The organism is Pseudomonas arabinosi, assembly GCF_047758675.1.
GTDB classification, from domain to species: domain Bacteria; phylum Pseudomonadota; class Gammaproteobacteria; order Pseudomonadales; family Pseudomonadaceae; genus Aquipseudomonas; species Aquipseudomonas arabinosi.
In genome coordinates this window covers 1,938,886-1,954,566 of sequence record NZ_CP180480.1, presented here as the reverse complement: position 1 = coordinate 1,954,566, position 15,681 = coordinate 1,938,886, and the positions used below count along the sequence as shown (strand labels likewise).

17 protein-coding genes are annotated in these 15,681 nt (G+C 59.3%); 7 read left to right on the top strand and 10 right to left on the bottom strand.

The genetic code is table 11. From position 1 onward, the window contains the following. Positions 1-108 precede the first annotated feature (108 nt). Together ACMXYJ_RS09125 and ACMXYJ_RS09120 are read left to right on the top strand one after the other, a co-directional pair. On the top strand, positions 109-579 hold the full coding sequence (locus ACMXYJ_RS09125; RefSeq protein ID WP_007944014.1) for an RNA methyltransferase: 471 nt from the start codon (positions 109-111) through the stop codon (positions 577-579). Positions 580-669: 90 nt separating this feature from the next. Then, on the top strand, positions 670-1,047 hold the full coding sequence (locus ACMXYJ_RS09120) for a YgaP family membrane protein (protein WP_046046102.1): 378 nt from the start codon (positions 670-672) through the stop codon (positions 1,045-1,047). Between the two features lie 102 nt (positions 1,048-1,149). Here ACMXYJ_RS09120 and ACMXYJ_RS09115 read toward each other — a convergent pair whose 3' ends face one another. Together ACMXYJ_RS09115 and ACMXYJ_RS09110 are read right to left on the bottom strand one after the other, a co-directional pair. Continuing rightward, the gene (locus ACMXYJ_RS09115) at positions 1,150-2,379 is read right to left on the bottom strand and encodes a hypothetical protein (protein WP_415759544.1); all 1,230 of its coding nucleotides are present in this window, start codon (positions 2,377-2,379) and stop codon (positions 1,150-1,152) included. Between the two features lie 36 nt (positions 2,380-2,415). Next, the gene (locus ACMXYJ_RS09110; protein WP_415759543.1) at positions 2,416-2,865 is read right to left on the bottom strand and encodes a YcgN family cysteine cluster protein; all 450 of its coding nucleotides are present in this window, start codon (positions 2,863-2,865) and stop codon (positions 2,416-2,418) included. 166 nt (positions 2,866-3,031) lie between these two features. Here ACMXYJ_RS09110 and ACMXYJ_RS09105 point away from each other — a divergent pair, with 166 nt between their 5' ends. Then, positions 3,032-3,625, top strand: a complete 594-nt coding sequence (locus ACMXYJ_RS09105) for a nitroreductase family protein (protein WP_033054040.1) — start codon at positions 3,032-3,034, stop codon at positions 3,623-3,625. 125 nt (positions 3,626-3,750) lie between these two features. Here ACMXYJ_RS09105 and ACMXYJ_RS09100 read toward each other — a convergent pair whose 3' ends face one another. The 6 genes from ACMXYJ_RS09100 to ACMXYJ_RS09075 form a co-directional block, all read right to left on the bottom strand. Further along, on the bottom strand, positions 3,751-4,683 hold the full coding sequence (locus ACMXYJ_RS09100) for a D-2-hydroxyacid dehydrogenase (RefSeq protein ID WP_415759541.1): 933 nt from the start codon (positions 4,681-4,683) through the stop codon (positions 3,751-3,753). Positions 4,684-4,803: 120 nt separating this feature from the next. Further along, positions 4,804-5,097: a YcgL domain-containing protein gene (locus ACMXYJ_RS09095; protein ID WP_133837473.1), complete on the bottom strand. Its 294-nt coding sequence runs from the start codon at positions 5,095-5,097 to the stop codon at positions 4,804-4,806. Continuing rightward, complete coding sequence (gene rnd, locus ACMXYJ_RS09090) at positions 5,094-6,227, bottom strand: ribonuclease D (protein ID WP_415759539.1); 1,134 nt, start codon at positions 6,225-6,227, stop codon at positions 5,094-5,096. The genes ACMXYJ_RS09095 and rnd overlap by 4 nt, the downstream gene beginning before the upstream one ends. Positions 6,228-6,350: 123 nt before the next feature. Then, positions 6,351-7,013, bottom strand: a complete 663-nt coding sequence (locus ACMXYJ_RS09085) for a class I SAM-dependent methyltransferase (protein ID WP_415759538.1) — start codon at positions 7,011-7,013, stop codon at positions 6,351-6,353. 75 nt (positions 7,014-7,088) lie between these two features. Continuing rightward, a complete protein-coding gene (locus ACMXYJ_RS09080; protein WP_415759537.1) occupies positions 7,089-8,738 on the bottom strand; it encodes a phosphoethanolamine transferase in 1,650 nt (549 codons plus the stop codon). Between the two features lie 179 nt (positions 8,739-8,917). After that, positions 8,918-10,300, bottom strand: a complete 1,383-nt coding sequence (locus ACMXYJ_RS09075) for a glutamine synthetase family protein (protein ID WP_415759536.1) — start codon at positions 10,298-10,300, stop codon at positions 8,918-8,920. 405 nt (positions 10,301-10,705) lie between these two features. On the opposite strand from ACMXYJ_RS09075, the gene ACMXYJ_RS09070 reads away from it, so the two are divergent. The 3 genes from ACMXYJ_RS09070 to ACMXYJ_RS09060 all read left to right on the top strand — a co-directional run bounded on the left by ACMXYJ_RS09070 (position 10,706) and on the right by ACMXYJ_RS09060 (position 13,891). Further along, positions 10,706-11,890 carry a cyanate transporter gene (locus ACMXYJ_RS09070; RefSeq protein WP_415759535.1) on the top strand — a complete coding sequence of 395 codons (1,185 nt, stop codon included), beginning with the start codon at positions 10,706-10,708 and terminating at the stop codon, positions 11,888-11,890. 15 nt (positions 11,891-11,905) lie between these two features. Continuing rightward, positions 11,906-12,823 carry a DMT family transporter gene (locus ACMXYJ_RS09065; RefSeq protein WP_415759534.1) on the top strand — a complete coding sequence of 306 codons (918 nt, stop codon included), beginning with the start codon at positions 11,906-11,908 and terminating at the stop codon, positions 12,821-12,823. Positions 12,824-12,955: 132 nt separating this feature from the next. Further along, complete coding sequence (locus ACMXYJ_RS09060) at positions 12,956-13,891, top strand: LysR family transcriptional regulator (RefSeq protein ID WP_415759533.1); 936 nt, start codon at positions 12,956-12,958, stop codon at positions 13,889-13,891. A gap of 3 nt (positions 13,892-13,894) precedes the next feature. Here ACMXYJ_RS09060 and ACMXYJ_RS09055 read toward each other — a convergent pair whose 3' ends face one another. After that, positions 13,895-14,260, bottom strand: coding sequence for a 5-carboxymethyl-2-hydroxymuconate Delta-isomerase (locus ACMXYJ_RS09055; protein WP_415759532.1), 366 nt, complete (start codon positions 14,258-14,260; stop codon positions 13,895-13,897). Between the two features lie 57 nt (positions 14,261-14,317). Next, entirely contained in the window at positions 14,318-15,241 is a 924-nt protein-coding gene (locus ACMXYJ_RS09050) for a LysR family transcriptional regulator (protein ID WP_415759531.1), read from the bottom strand. 232 nt (positions 15,242-15,473) lie between these two features. Between ACMXYJ_RS09050 and ACMXYJ_RS09045 the strand changes: the two genes are divergently transcribed. Continuing rightward, positions 15,474-15,680 (top strand): hypothetical protein, encoded by a 207-nt coding sequence (locus tag ACMXYJ_RS09045; RefSeq protein WP_074874293.1) that lies wholly within the window; start codon positions 15,474-15,476, stop codon positions 15,678-15,680. Position 15,681 lies beyond the last annotated feature (1 nt).

The following is a 15,681-nucleotide window of genomic DNA, read 5'->3' as shown; positions in this document are numbered from 1 at the left end:
GAAAATCGTCCAACTTTGTGGGGTCAGTTCACTGCGTGGGAACGATCACCGAACACCCCTCCCCCAATCCCCGTATAATCGCCGTTTTTTCCCCGAAGGCACCCGCTCGTGGCAGACAAACGGTACAGCTGCATTGGTTTGTATAACCCCAAATCACCGGAGAACGTCGGTTCGGTGATGCGCGCCGCTGGCTGCTATGGCGTGGCGTCCGTGTTCTACACCGGCAAACGTTATGAACGCGCCGCCGACTTCGTCACCGACACCAAGCGCGTCCACTACGACATTCCGCTGATCGGCATCGACGACCTGAAAAAAATCCTGCCACTTGGCTGCGTTCCGGTTGCTGTGGAACTGGTGGACGGCGCTCGCTCGCTGCCGGAATACACCCATCCGGACCGCGCGCTGTACATCTTCGGCCCGGAAGACGGCTCGCTGGATAAAGAGATTCGTGACTGGTGCGAAGACGTGGTCTACATCCCGACCACCGGTTGCATGAACCTGGCGGCCACCGTCAACGTCGTGCTCTATGACCGCATGTCCAAGGGACTCAACACCCGCTCCGGGGCGAAATTTCGCTGAAGCACCGCACATCCGATGGAACAAGCCGCCCGCCTTGGCAGTCAGCTTAATTATCTATTCTTGAAAGCCATTTCAGCCAGGAGACAGATCATGAGCGAACTCAAACGCGTAGAACGCATCGAATCCACCCCGTTCCAGACTCACACCGAGCAGAACGTGCAGGGTTGGGAGCGCATCGGTTCCCTGGCCGGCGGCGTGGTGATGGTGGGCAAGGGCCTGCGTCGCGGTGGTGTGTTCGGCTTGATTCAAGTGGCGATCGGCGGTGTGGCACTGGCGCGCGGTATAACCGGGCACAGTTCGGCGAAAAGCCTGCTGGAGAAAAGCCGTCAGGACATGAACAACGTGCGGGCGAAGATTCAGCGGGCGGGTGAAGAATTGAACCGGTTGAAGGCGAATGCCGAAGCGGCGACCAATACCGCTACCGTGACCGGTAATGATTCGTTGAAGTCGCCGAAAACCGGGGTTTGATCCAGACATTGTGGTGAGGCGTACGGCCTCATCGCGAGCAAGCTCGGCTCCCACATTGGAATGCGGTCACCTGTGGGAGCGAGCTTGCTCGCGATGGCGGTGTTACTGAAGTAACTCGGTATCGAGGACTTTGGAGGGCTCGCCAATGATGCTTTCGGCGAGTTGAACAAATTCCTTGGTATCCACGCTCTCCAGATGCATCGCCCCGCGCAACACATCATCCAGCGAACGCTTGTTGCGGGTCTTCAGGCGAATCTCGCGATCCAGTTCCTGCAGTAACACGACCGCTTTCGACACCTGCGCCGGGCTGACCTGCTCAGCGCGCAAGGTCGTGACTTTCTGGCTGTCCTTGGCCAACTTCTTCTGCAAACTCTCATACCGTTCATCACTCATGCCGCCGGCGCGGCGCACCAATTCGATGGCGTAATACTCGGCAAATCCTTCGCTGATCCAGTCGCTGCGCTGCTGGTCGTTGATCCGTGCGAACACCTGCGCCAATTCCCGCACCAGCGCACTGCTGCCGCTTTCGCTGACCAGCGGCAGACGGGTGTTCAGATAGATCGATTCGCGCGCGCCCAGACTGCCGCGCCACATCGGGTCACTGGCACCGACGATCAGCAGTTTGACGGGATGACGGGGGTACACCGCCTGCACTTGCGGCCAGACAAAGGTCAGCAGCGTCAGCACATCCATGCGGCGCATGCCCTGGCCTTGGGGCGAGGCGACGGTGACTTCGGTTTCCCCAAGCCGCGTGCGACGGCTGCCAAGGTGACCCGCGAGCATCCAGCCCGTGGGCCGGTCGAACAAGCGGGAAACGTTGTCGACCCGGAACTTGTTCTTGCCGATTCGCGGCCAGGCGGTTTCAACGCTTTTCCAACCACTGGGCAATTCGAATTCAAGGCGTGAAACCAGCTCGATGCCATCCTGCTGATCGAGTTTGGCCGCCGGCACCAGATCGTCGCCGCGCATCAGCGCCCAGGTCGGGGTCATGCGCGTATCGAAGCTGCCGCTCTTGCGTCCGTGGCTGATGCTTACGCGGTAGGTCAGGCTGGCCTTGTCGGCGGCCGGACGCCAGACACCACGGGCCTGCTTGCCCGGCGTGAGCTGCCATTGGCCGTCGGCCTTGAAGTCGCTGTAGTGACTGCCATCGCCGAGGTCGAAATCCAGACTGCGCACCGCCGAACCCTGAGCCAGGGTCAGCCGCACTTCAGCCTGATCGCTTTGCGGCAACAGGCGCACGTGGTAATCCAGATCGACCTTCTTCGCCGCCCATACGGGCGAACTCAGAGCCAAAAGCCCAAAGGCCAACGCCAGCCGCAATCCCACAGCCATACACACTCCTTCGTGAAACGCTAATACGCTTGGCGTTTAACCCGCCCGAAAAATCAGATGGTCTTCCCAATCGTCTTCGGCCACGCTGCCTTCGGCGAGCATGCGCCCGGACTGGGAAATACGTTCGTGGTGCACCGCATCGCGATCACCGCACACCAGATGGTGCCAGAGCGGCAGGTCCTTGCCTTCGCTGACCAGTCGGTAGCCGCAGGTCGGCGGCAGCCATTTGAACTCATCGGCCTTGCCTGGCGTGAGCTGGATACAGTCGGGGACGAAATCGCGGCGGTTCGGGTAATCGGTGCACTGACAGGTTTTCAGGTCCAGCAGTTTGCAGGCGATACGCGTGTAATAGACGCTGTTATCGTCTTCATCTTCGAGCTTTTGCAGGCAGCACAGGCCACAGCCGTCGCACAGCGATTCCCATTCCTCTTGATCGAGTTGATCGAGGGTTTTGCGTATCCAGAACGGTTCGACTTCGACGGCCATGGCTCAAGCATCAACATCAGGTGGTGAAAAGGCCGCCAGTCTAGTGCCAAGGCCCTTGTGGGCCAAGCGTTGGCGACTGCCGGTAAGAACGAGCTTGTCAGTTATTGCGCCGCCCAGTAGGGTTTTGCGTCGCCCCACACCTTCAAACGTAGCAAGGAATCTCTTGATGAGTGCCAATCCACGCGTTGCCGACTATGCCATCCACCCTCAGTTCACCGATCGCTGGTCGCCCCGCGCCTTCACCGGCGAAGCGATCTCCGAAGAAACCCTGCTGAGCTTCTTCGAAGCTGCACGCTGGGCGCCGTCGGCCTACAACTCACAGCCTTGGCGGTTTCTGTATGCGCGTCGCGACACGCCAAACTGGGAGCGCTATCTGGGACTGCTGAATGAATTCAACCGCAGCTGGGCGCAACACGCCTCGGCACTGGTGATCGTGATCTCGAAAACCACCTTCGCAGTGCCTGGCGCCACCGAAGAAACCCCGGCCTTGTGGCACACCTTCGACACAGGTTCCGCTTGGGGTCATCTGGCGCTGCAAGCGAGCATCAGCGGCTGGCACACCCACGGCATGGCCGGTTTCGACCAGGACCTGACCCGCAAAGAGCTGAACATTCCTGAGGGTTATGCGCTGCACGCGGCGGTGGCGGTGGGCAAACTGGGCGACAAGGCGACGCTGGCGGACTACCTGCAAGCGCGTGAAGAGCCAAGCCCACGTCGTCCGCTGAGCGAGTTGGCGGCTGAAGGCGACTTCACCCTCTAAGCCACACTGCATTCAAACTGTGGGAGCGGGCTTGCTCGCGAAGGGGCCGTGTCAGTCAACATTGATATCGACTGACAGACCGCTTTCGCGAGCAAGCCCGCGCCCACATTTGATTGGTGGTGGATCTAATACCCGCGATTGAAATCCACTTCCCCGCGCAATGCCTCACCCGCCTGATACGCCCGCAAGTTCTCGACAAACAGATTCACCATCATCTGTGGCGAGGTCGGTGCCGAACTGTGACCAGTCAGCAGCAAGCCCCAGGCGGTCCAGAACGGATGACGTTGCGGCAGCGGCTCTTGACGGCAGACGTCGATCACAGCGCCGGCCAGATGCCCTTCTTTCAAGGCTTCCACCAGGTCCGCATCGACCACTGCCACGCCGCGCCCGACGTTGATGAACAACCCGGTCGGCTTGAATTGCTTGAACAGCGCCGCGTCGTACAGGTCGTGGGTGTTCGGCGTATTGGGCAGCAGATTGATCACGTAATCCACTTCACCCACCAGACGCGGCAAATCAGCCAGCGCCCCGACTTCGACAAACGGCGCCTGCTCACGGGCTTCGCTGGCGATGCCATACAACTCGACGCCAAACGGCAGAAGGAACTGCGCCACGGTCTGGCCGATGTCACCGGTGCCGACGATCAATACTTTGCGCCCAGCCAGGCTTTGGCCTTGGCGACTGTCCCACTTGCGCTCGACCTGGCTGACCAGCCGCGGCAGCACTTCGCGCTCGTGGCCGAGCATGTAGGTCAGCACGTATTCGGCCATGACCTGACCGAAAATCCCCACCGCCCGGGTCAGGCGATAGTGACGAGGCAAGCCGTCGGCCAGCAGCGGCGTGATGCCCGCCCAGGTCGATTGCAGCCATTGTGGCTCGTGGCCCTGACGCAGCAAGGTCGCCAGCAAGTCCGGCTGACCGAGCCAGATCGGGCAATCAGCGGCGTGGCTGGCCAGTTCGGCGGAGTCGCCGCTGGTCAGCACTTCCAGGTCGGGCGCTGCTTGACGCAACAGCTGGGCGTACACCGGGTGGTCGTGTTCAGCAATCAGAACGCGCATGATTCAAACCTTTCAAAAACAGTGCAGACGGCCGCCGATGGAGTAACGCTCCATCGCCCTGGCCCTCGCCAAAATCATTCCAGTGTTTCATAAAGGCTCTGAACAGAGCCTGTCTGCCGGTCACATTGGGTCGTTGCGGCGCAGCAATTCTTCCGGCAAATGTTCGATGTACTCGTCTTCGGCCGGCGGCATTTGCAAGTGATAACCCTGTTTCTCAAGGTTTTCCAGCACCACGGTGATGTCCTCGCGCGACAGTTTGCGCTCGGGGCTCAGCACCAGGTCGAAGGCGTGATGCGGTTTGCCGAAGGCGGCCATCAGACTTTCCGGGACGCGCTCAAGTGCATCGCTTTTGAGCACATAGAGGTACATCTCGTTTTTCTTCAGGCTTCGGTAGATGGAACAAATACGTTTCAAGGCTGTTCTCCGGCGGTGGCCAGGCTGTCGAGCAGCGCCTGGCCCATCAATTCGCGGCGCCAGCCACGCAGCGAATCAGGCAATTGGTAGGGACCGTTGGGGTAGCCGCTCTTGAGCAGCGCTTCCAGGGTTTTCTTGCGCAGCATCAGCTCCGGCGCAATGTTCAGGCGCTCGGCTTCGGCCTGGCCGATCGCACGCAGCTGTTTAACCAGCGTGGCGGCATCCACCGGCAAAGGCTCCGGCACCGCAGGCGGCCATTGATCAGGCGACACACTGCCAGAGCGCTTGATCAGATCAAGCAGAAACTCGCCGTCCTGACGCACGGTACGCGGGTGCATGTCTTCGATTTTCGCCAACGCGCCGAGGTTGTCCGGCTGGGTCCGCGCCAGCGGCCACAGGGAATGCTCACGCACGATGCGGTTGCGCGGCAGATCACGGGCGCGGGCTTCGCGCTCGCGCCAGGCGCACAGCTCACGCAATACGACGAGTTGGGCGCGGGAAAGCTTCCAGGCCAGCTTGGCTTCGCGATAGACCTCATACGGATCAACTTCGCGGCGCAGGTTGGCCACCAGCTCGGCGCCGTCTTCAAGGACCCAGGCGTACTTGTCGTCAGAAAGCTTCGGACGAAGCTGTACGAAAACTTCCGCCAAGTGCAAAGCATCTTCGGCGGCGTAGCTAATTTGGGTGTCGGAAAGCGGACGTTGCAGCCAGTCGGAACGGGTCTCGCCCTTGGGCAGGTCGATGCCGAGCACTTCCTGCACCAGCCGCGAATACCCCATGGAAAAACCGAGGTTCAGGTAAGCGGCGGCCAACTGAGTGTCAAACAGCGGCGTCGGCAGGCTGCCGGTCAGGCGCAGCAGGACTTCGAGGTCTTCGCTGCACGCATGGACGACTTTGACCACGGCCGGGTTTTCCAGCAACGCGGCCAGCGGCTGCCAGTTATCAATGCTCAGCGGGTCAATCAGGTAAGCGCGTACGCCATCGCCGATCTGCAGCAGGCCTGCAATCGGATAAAAGGTGTCGACCCGCATGAATTCGGTGTCGAGGGCAACGAATGGCAGCTGCTGCCACTCGGCGCAAAACTGACCGAGGCTATCGTTGTCGCGAATCCAGTGAATATCGATGGCCACACGGCTCTCCCTTGAAGAATGGCGCGCAGTATATATCGCCCCCGGCGTTTTCCGCGCATCCACTGAACAAGAGCTTTAGCGAAAATGCCTGCCGGACAGCAAGAAATGTCTGACAAGCGGAGACTAACTGGCCTTACGCAGTACGTAGACGCGCATCCGCGCACAGCCGGGCAGGAAGTCCTGATGACTGAGCAAGCGCAAACCTGCGCGCTTGAACTCGGCTTCCACGTCGGCCTTGCTGGCCAACGGGCGGGCCGGAACGCCCTGTGCATCCGTGCGCTGGCCTTTGAAATGAGCATCGACCCGTACCGCCACAATCACCGTATCGCGACTGACCCGATGGAACTCCTTGAGCATGGCCAAACGATGTTCGGGGCAGGCGATGTGTTGAAACAGCTGCATGCAAAAAATGCAGTCAACCGCATTCGCCGACAAGCCGATGTCGAACGCTGAACTCTGAAAGGTCTTGACCCGCTTCAGAAGACTCTGCGGATGGTGGGTGCGGGCATGATCGAGTATGTCCTGCGACGGGTCGGCCGCGAGAATCACCCGATTTGCATGCTCGGCCAGTACCGGCCAGAAGCGTCCGACACCGCAGGCCAGATCGAGAACCAGGCCCGGTTCGCCGGCAGCCTTGAGCGCGTTGCGCACCAGTTGCTCGTCACGCCAGAACGTCAACCGCCCGGCCAGGCCACGCGGTCGCGGCTGAAGACAGACGCGGGCGTGCTCCTGATCGTAGCGCCGGGCGATCTCAAGCTCGATGGCGGATGGAGGTTGAGCGGACATGTGCAATGGTTCTCGGGGGGGAAACTCTAACCGGCCGCAGGTTAGCGGCCGGTGCGTGAAAAAAGGTTGAAGCTCTCACTCTTTGGCCAACACGCCGTCGATCACCGCTGCGCGACACCCGGCAAACATATCCAGGTCCTGGTTGTAGACCTTGCTCTTGACCTCCAGCAAACCGAGCATCGAATGGAACAGGTTGTCCTGGCTCAAGGGCTTTTCACGACTCAGTTGCAGGCAATGGGTGTCCACCGAGAACGACTTTTGATAGCTGTCGGAAAACCAGGCCAGCATCGCGACATGTTTTTGTTGTTCCGGTGCCAGCATGTAAGGCGTGCCATGCAGGAACAAGTTGTACTCGCCCAGGGATTCGCCGTGGTCCGACAGATAGAGCATCGCGGTGTCGACTTTGTCCTGATTGTTACGCAACAAATCGATCAGGGTGGACAGCACGTGATCGGTATACACCAAGGTGTTGTCGTAGCCATTGACGATACTTTCGCGACTGCAATTGTTCAGGGCGTTACTTTCACAAACCGGGGTGAAGCGCTCGTATTCTTTCGGATAGCGCTTGAAGTATTCCGGACCGTGACTGCCCATCTGGTGCAACACCAGTACCGTGTCTTTATCAAGGGTATCGATGAAGTGCTGCAAACCCTGCAGCAGGATTTCATCGCGGCATTCGCTATTGGCGCACAGCACCGGGTCTTTCAGGTTACTGACGTCGTCGAGGGTGACCCGATCGCAAGTGCCTTTGCAGCCCGATTGGTTATCGCGCCAAATCACGTCGAGACCCGCGCGTTTGAGAACATCCAGCAGGCCTTCCTGGTTCTTTGCCTTGCTGGCGTTGTAATCCTTTCGGCCCATGTCGGAGAACATGCACGGCACCGATACGGCTGTTTCCGTCCCGCAGGAATGCACATCGGTAAAGGCGATCAGGCCGGCTTCTTTATCCAGTTTGGGTGTGGTGTCACGGTCATACCCCAGGATGCCGAAGTTCTCGGCCCGGGCACTTTCGCCCACCACCAGCACGGTCAGGGATTTGCGGCCGTGGGTTTGCCAGGCGGGATTTCGCTGGGCATCTTCGCCCAGCGTGACGAAGGGTTGCCGCGCAGACGCGACCTGCTCACGCAGATAGCCAGCCGAGGCGCCGATGTAGTTGCTCGGCACCACCATCAGGCGCAGCTCATGGTGATTGCGAAACAATGAGGACAGGCCCTGATAGTTAACCAGGGCGACACCACCAATCACTGCAGCTGATGCGGCACTCACGAGAACTTTACTGAATAGTTCACGGTGCCAGCGACGGTAACTAACCGGCGTCATCCATAACAAACAGGACGGCAAAATACCGAGCAAAACAATATAAACAAGCAACTTGATCGAGAGTAAGTCACGCACTTCCGTCGCATTGGTTTGCGCAAAGTTACGCAACATGCCGGTGTCAATCAAAACACCATACTGGCTCATGAAGTACGCCACGCCAGCACTGACCATGAAGAGCAGGGTCAAGACCGGTTTGAGCACAGGCCGGAACGCCAGCAGGGTCAGCACTATGTTGAAGGCAGCCAGGATCATCAAGCCGAAAGCCACGCGCATGACGATGCCCTGACCGTCAGATGCCGTGATTTCAAACAGGTGTTGCCAGAGAACAAGGTTGAAGCCCGTTAATAGAAAGGCACTGGCAATCAGTGTCACCCACTCGGGGCGCACGGCTTTAATCTTCAACATGATGATCGGCTGTTCCTGAAAAGAAGTGCCTTCGGTAAATGTGAAAATTTCATTTACCGAGACAGCACTAACTTTAGGCAGCCAACCATCAATTTTTTGTGAAAAAGAAGCCAACGATTAGTTGGCTCGTGGCACTAGGCCAAAACTTTTAACTTATTTGAGAATGGTTCAGGTTCTGTTCAGGCTTGATGCAAATACCAGCGCCAATCCTGTTCGCCGACCTCGCCCATGAACTGTCGATACTCGGCACGTTTTACTGCCAGGTACACGCCGAGGAACTCACCGCCGAACGCTTCCCGTGCCCAGCTCGAACCTTCCAGCGCCCGCAACGTGGTCAGCCAGTCAGTCGGCAACAGTTCCGTGGCCTGGGCGTACCCATTGCCCTCCACCGGCGCACCAGGATCGAGTTGTTCGCGAATACCGCGATGGATCCCGGCCAAAATCGCCGCAGCCGCCAGATACGGGTTGGCGTCGGCGCCACAGATGCGGTGTTCGATATGCCGGGAAAACGCCGGCCCGCCGGGCACACGCAAACTCACGGTGCGATTGTCCACGCCCCACGTGGGTGCCAGCGGCGCATAGCTGTTGGTCTGGAAGCGACGGTAAGAGTTGGCGTTCGGACAGAACAGCAGCAACGAATCGAGCAACGTACTGAGCATCCCGCCGACCGCTTGCTTGAGCAGCGGCGTACCTTCCGGGGCTTCGCTGGCGAATAGGTTGTTGCCGTCCTTGTCCGCCAGGCTGACGTGCATGTGCATGCCAGTGCCCGCCAGGTCATCGAACGGTTTGGCCATGAAGCACGCCGTCATCCCGTGTTTGTGGGCCACGCCCTTGACCAGCCGTTTGTAGCGCACCGCTTCGTCCATCGCCTGCAAGGCGTCGGTGCGGTGTTCGAGGGTGATTTCCACTTGTCCCGGCGCGTATTCGGAAATCGCCGTGCGCGCCGGAATGCCCTGGAGTTTGCAGGCGCTATAAAGATCGGCCAGAAACGGCTCGATCTGTTCCAGTTCACGCAAGCCGTAGACCTGAGTCCCTCGCGGCCGCCCGCCATCGACATCCCGCGCCGGCTGCGGCCGACCGTTGCTGTCGCGCTGCTGATCCAGCAGGTAGAACTCCAGCTCTGCCGCCATCACCGGGTAATAACCGTCGGCCTGCAAGCCCTCGATGACTTTCGCCAGCAGATGCCGTGGATCGGCAATCGTCGCGGGCATGCCCTCCTTCGGGTGCATGCTGACCTGCACCGCCGCCGTAGGAATCAGCCGCCACGGCATGCGCGTCAAACTGCCGCTGATCGGGTACGCCCGGCAGTCGATATCGCCAACGTCCCAGACCAGGCCGGAGTTTTCTACGTCATCGCCGTTGATGGTCAGGCCAAGAATGGTGCTCGGCAATGGCCGCCCGCTTTCGTACACCGCCAGCAATTCATCGCGGTGCAGCAACTTACCCCGAGGTACGCCGTTGTTGTCGAGGATGAACAACTCGAACATCTCGATATCCGGGTTTTGTTCCAGAAAGGTCAGGGCTTCTTGCTTGGAGGCGAAGGATGTTGTGGCAACACTCATGGGAATTCTCTTTTTTCCGCGTCAGGCAAACGCACAGGCGTCGCCGTTTTGATCCCGGCGGATAGCGCGGGACCTGTAAGAACAATCAACGAGGAATGCAGGAATCCGGTGGGCGCGCGTGACGGCAGTGCCACAGCGCCCAAAAGGCTAATTCGGAGGGAAGTGCGACGGGACAACCGTCCATAGAAAAAACCGCAGAGAACAGATGACCCGCAGCGTCACACGGGAGGTTAAGTCGTTCAATCGGGATTTGAAGAACTTTGGTTGCAGGTTGGCTAAACATTCACATTGGGGCTCGCGTCGCAGCAGAACTATTTAATTTCTAAATACCTCTTCGGACTTTCTGATTTGCGGCCCGCAAACCTCGCGCGCCTAATCGGCGCCTTGTCATTCAAGGTCTGATAGATGGAAAACGTTCGCGCAACCTCCCGCCCCGCCCTCTGGCTGATGCTCAGCATCATTCTTGTCGCCCTGAACCTGCGGCCGTCCATGGCCGCCGTGGGTCCTTTGCTGTCAGCGATTCGCGGTGACATTGCACTGAGTTTCAGCCTGGCCTCGCTGTTGACCATGCTGCCAGTGATGGCGATGGGGCTGGCGATGTTCTTTGGGCTGAGCGTCAGCCAACGAATCGGCGAACAACGCACCGTGGTGCTCTCGCTGCTGATCATCGGAGTGGCCACAGTGTCGCGGTTGTTCCTCGATTCAGCGGCCGAACTGATCCTCAGTGCCGTGCTGGCGGGTATCGGTATCGCGCTGATCCAGGCATTGATGCCGGCGCTGATCAAATCCCGCTTCAGCGACAACGTTTCCGTGTGCATGGGGCTCTACGTCACGTCGATCATGGGCGGCGCAGCGATTGCGGCGTCGTTTGCACCGCTGGTGATGATCCGCACCGGCAGCTGGCGCGTAGGCTTGGCGATCTGGGCGGCGCTGGCGCTGGTAGCGTTGCTGTTTTGGTGCGTGCAACGTGAAAGGCTGCCGGCGCAGCCTGCTCAGGCGCAGCGCAATGGCTCCTTCTTCGGCAATTCCCGCGCCTGGTTACTCGCCATCTTCTTCGGCTTGGGCACGGCGTCCTACACCTGTGTGCTGGCCTGGCTAGCGCCGTACTACGTGGAAAAGGGTTGGAGCGAACAAAACGCCGGGTTGCTGCTGGGTTTCTTGACCGCCATGGAAGTGTTGTCCGGCTTGCTGACGCCGGCCATCGCCAACCGCAGCCGTGACCGACGCGTGGTGCTCGTGGTGTTGCTGGCGCTGATCATGGCCGGTTTCTGCGGGCTCATTCTCAGCCCGAAGTACCTGAGTCTGTTGTGGCCATGTCTATTGGGGCTCGGCATTGGCGGACTGTTCCCGATGAGCCTGATCGTGTCCCTGGATCATCTGGACAATCCCCAGCGTGCCGGCGGCCTGACCGCATTCGTGCAAGGCATCGGCTACCTGATCGCCGGTCTCTCGCCGCTGATTGCCGGGTTGATCCGCGACCAGCTCGGCAGCTTCGAATGGGCCTGGTGGTCACTCACCGGCGTTATGGCACTGATGATCCTGATGGTCTTGCGCTTCGACCCACGGCATTACGCCCAACACATTCACTGACCCGGACACCCCGCCATGAAACACACCGGTTTCGTCGCCGCTCACGTCGGCATGCTGCTCTGGGCGTTGTTGATCGCTGCTTCGTTTTCTGCGGCAGCGCAGGTCAGCCAGGCCATCGACCCGATCCTGCTGACCGCTTTGCGCCTGCTGTTCTGCGCCCTGGTGTTTTTGCCGCTGCTGCTGATCAAGGGCGATACCGCCATGACCGCCCGCGGACTGTTCGGCCACGCCATGCTCGGTTTGCTACTGGCGGTGTATTTCGGCTCGCTGTTCGAGGCACTGCGCTACACCTCGGCCGTCAACACCGGAACGATGTTCACCTTGGTGCCCCTGCTGACATTGCTGTTCGAAGCCATATTGATGCCCGACAGCAATCTGAAACAGCGGGTGCTGCCGATGCTGATTGCCGCTGGCGGGGCCGTGTTGCTGGTTTTGAAAGGCGCAGGCCCTGGTGAACTGCCTTCGCCGTATGCAGTGTCGGTGTATGGCGTCGGTTGCCTGGCGATGGCGCTCTACTCGCCCCTGAGTCAACGGCTCAAAGCCAGCAGCCTCAAGGGTCGCGGCCCGGAGGGCATGACTTTCTGGAACATGCTGTTCGGCGCGCTGTTTCTGCTGGCACTCTGCGGATTCAGCGGCGGCTGGCGATCGGCGTCATTGCTGACCGTGAGTGATTTCTGGTGGCTGATTTACCTGGCGGTGTTCGCCACGCTGGCGACCTTCTGGTTGCTGCATCGGGCCATCGGCGTCATCGCCCCTTCCTCGGTCATTTCCTACATTTACCTGAGCACGCTGCTCCTCACATTGTTTCACTGGTTCTGGTTACGTCAGTCGCCACTGCCGCTGGAAATCATCGGCGCGCTGTTGGTGGGAGTCGGTATGTGGGCACTGCTGATGTCCAGCCGCCGCGGGGTGCCCGCAGCCGTTCAGGGCTGAAGGACTCTGGAATCGCCCCACAACTTTCCATGAAAACTCCTACAAGGCATTCTCCTGGCACCATCGTTCCGTTAGGATCGCTCGCACAAGTTTGCGCACAGTCAGCGCAAGGAGCACAGCGAGACGAAGCGGATGTTGAACAGTAACTTGCTTAGAAAGCTCGATATGCAGGACCTCATGGTATTTATCGCCGTGTATGAGCAAAGCAGCGTCAGCGGTGTATCCGAGGCACTCTGCGTCAGCCAGTCCACCGTGAGTTACTGCCTGAAAAAGCTGCGCACCAGTTTCGAAGACGAGTTGTTCATCAATACCCGCGCGGGCATGCGCCCTACCTACAAAGCCAGCACCATGTACGCCCACGTGCTGAAGATCCTCGAAAGCATCAACCTGTGTCACGCCGGCGCGCCAGCATTCGACCCCACCTTGCAACCAGTCACCTTCAATATCTGTGCACCGGAATACTTCGAGCAGTTGATCCTGCCGCGCCTGTTGAAAAGCTTCGATTTCGCCGACCTGCCAGTGATGGTCAACATGCACAAGTTCGAAACCGACATCCCGGCTGAAGAGCTGCGCGACGGCAGCCTCGACCTGGTGATTTGCTTCGGCCCGAACTTTCATCGCAATCACGGTGATTTCAAATCCCGGATACTGCTGGAGGATGACCTGGTCTGTGTCTTCGATAAACGCGCCACACCGCCGGAGCCGCGTTTAAGCCTGCGAGCCTTCGTCGAACGCCGGCACGTGTTCCCGACACCCTGGACTTCCACCACCAACATGGTCGACGGCTGGCTGGCCCAGCAGGCGCAAAAACGGCAGATCGTCGCGCGTTCCAACAGCTACAGCGCGGCACTGAAGATGATCACCGGCACCGACTTCATCCTGACCCTGCCTCGGCGTATCCAGCAATTGCTGGCCAACGACACGATCTTCAATCACTGCGAAGCGCCCAACGGCTTGCCGGGTTTCAGCCTCGACATGCAGTGGAGCCAGAATGTCGATCAGGACAGCGCCAACACCTGGCTGCGCGAGCAAGTGGTCAAGGCCTGCACCGAGCAGGAAATGGCCTGAAACTCAGTGGCTGATGGCAATCTTGGTGTAGGACTCTCGATCGATGTCGAGGATTTCCACGGCCAACTGGACTTCAATGTCCGTTGGCCAATCACACAGTTCCTGCACCACAGCCAGCAAACTTTCGGACAACTGCTTCTTGATCTGCGCTGAGCGACCGCTCAACAGTGCCAGTTTCACATGCACAAAGGCTCGCTCACCTGACACCGTGCCGACCTTGAACGTCTCAACCTTCACCGCTCGGCTCTTGATGTCGTATTCGGCAGCAAACTGACCGGAAGCCACCAACGCATTGTTGAGCCGGATCAACGCCACGTCGGCATTGAGCTCGGGCAAGTTGGCGGTGTATTCCATGTGCAGGTGAGGCATGACTGAGCTCCTGAAAGTGGGCAGAAAGGTCGTACATATAACACAGCATCGCCCTACTCACTCGGGCGGTAAAAGGGCGCGTTCACTCATGAACGCCTCCAGCCGCGACCTCAACCAGCGCTCGGCGGGGTCGGTATCGACATGACTGAGCCAGACCATCGACAGATCCAGGGTCGGCGTCTTGAACGGGAACGGTTCCTTGAACAACTGGCCGGACGCGGCCATCGCTTCGGCGGCGTAATCCGGCAGGCTGGCGATCAGATCGGTCCCGGCCAGCAAGGCCGGTAGCGAGCTGTATTGCGGCACGGAAAGGACGACTTGGCGCGTACGACCAATCTCCGCCAACCACTCATCGGCGTAACCACTGACATTGGCGGTGTGGGAAACCAGCACGTGCGGTCGCGCGCAATATTCATCGAGCGTCAACGGTGTGTCCGATGCGTCGGCGCGCAAAATGTTGGGCAGGATGTGACGCAACAACTTGCGCTTGGCGTTGGCTGGCAGCCCGCGAGTCTGGCTGATACCAACGGTGATATCGCCGGACGCCAGCAAATCCGGAATCCGCCAGTAATCGACATGCTGCACCACGAACACCACCTTCGGGGCTTCCTGGCGCAAGGCACGCAGCAACGGCGGCAGCAGGCCAAACTCGACATCGTCCGACAGCCCGATACGAAACGTCATGGTGCTGCTGGCGGGGTCGAAATCATGGGTCAGGCTCAACGCCACCGACAACGAATCCAGCGCCGGCGACAGGTGCAGAATAATCTCCTCGGCCCGCGCCGTCGGCTCCATACGATGCCCGACACGTATGAACAGCGGGTCATTGAACATCGTGCGCAAGCGATTGAGCGCCGAACTGATGGTCGGCTGGCCGAGAAACAACTTTTCCGCCACCCGGGTGACGTTGCGTTCGAGCATCAGCGTTTCAAATACCACCATGAGGTTGATGTCGGCCTTGCGTAGTTCGTTACGATTCATCCACTGACCCCGCTCCCAAATCTGATGACAGTTTAGGTAGCTGTCGCAATCGGCGTCTATGCGACTCAAGCACATTCCGTTTAACGAAAATGCAGACACCCGACCAATCCTACATCCCGTTCCTGATTTCGTTGCTCGTATGGCGGGACTCGCTTGCGCCACTAAGCTCAGCAACGTTTGGGGCAAAACGGCCCTGGCCATCGAAAACCATTGAACTCAAGGGAGCCTACCCATGGCTAGAGATAAAGCGAAAGACGACAAACACTTCAACTGCACCCAGGACCATGAAGCCGATTACGTCGCCGGCCTTTACCCTCACGCAAAGGAAGAGGTAAAAACGTTCCTCAGGTCGGCCTGCAAGGATAATTCCCTGCACAACTCCACTCACAAGGATGTCTACGACCTGATCAAACGAAAACTGGGCCACTCACAACCATAAA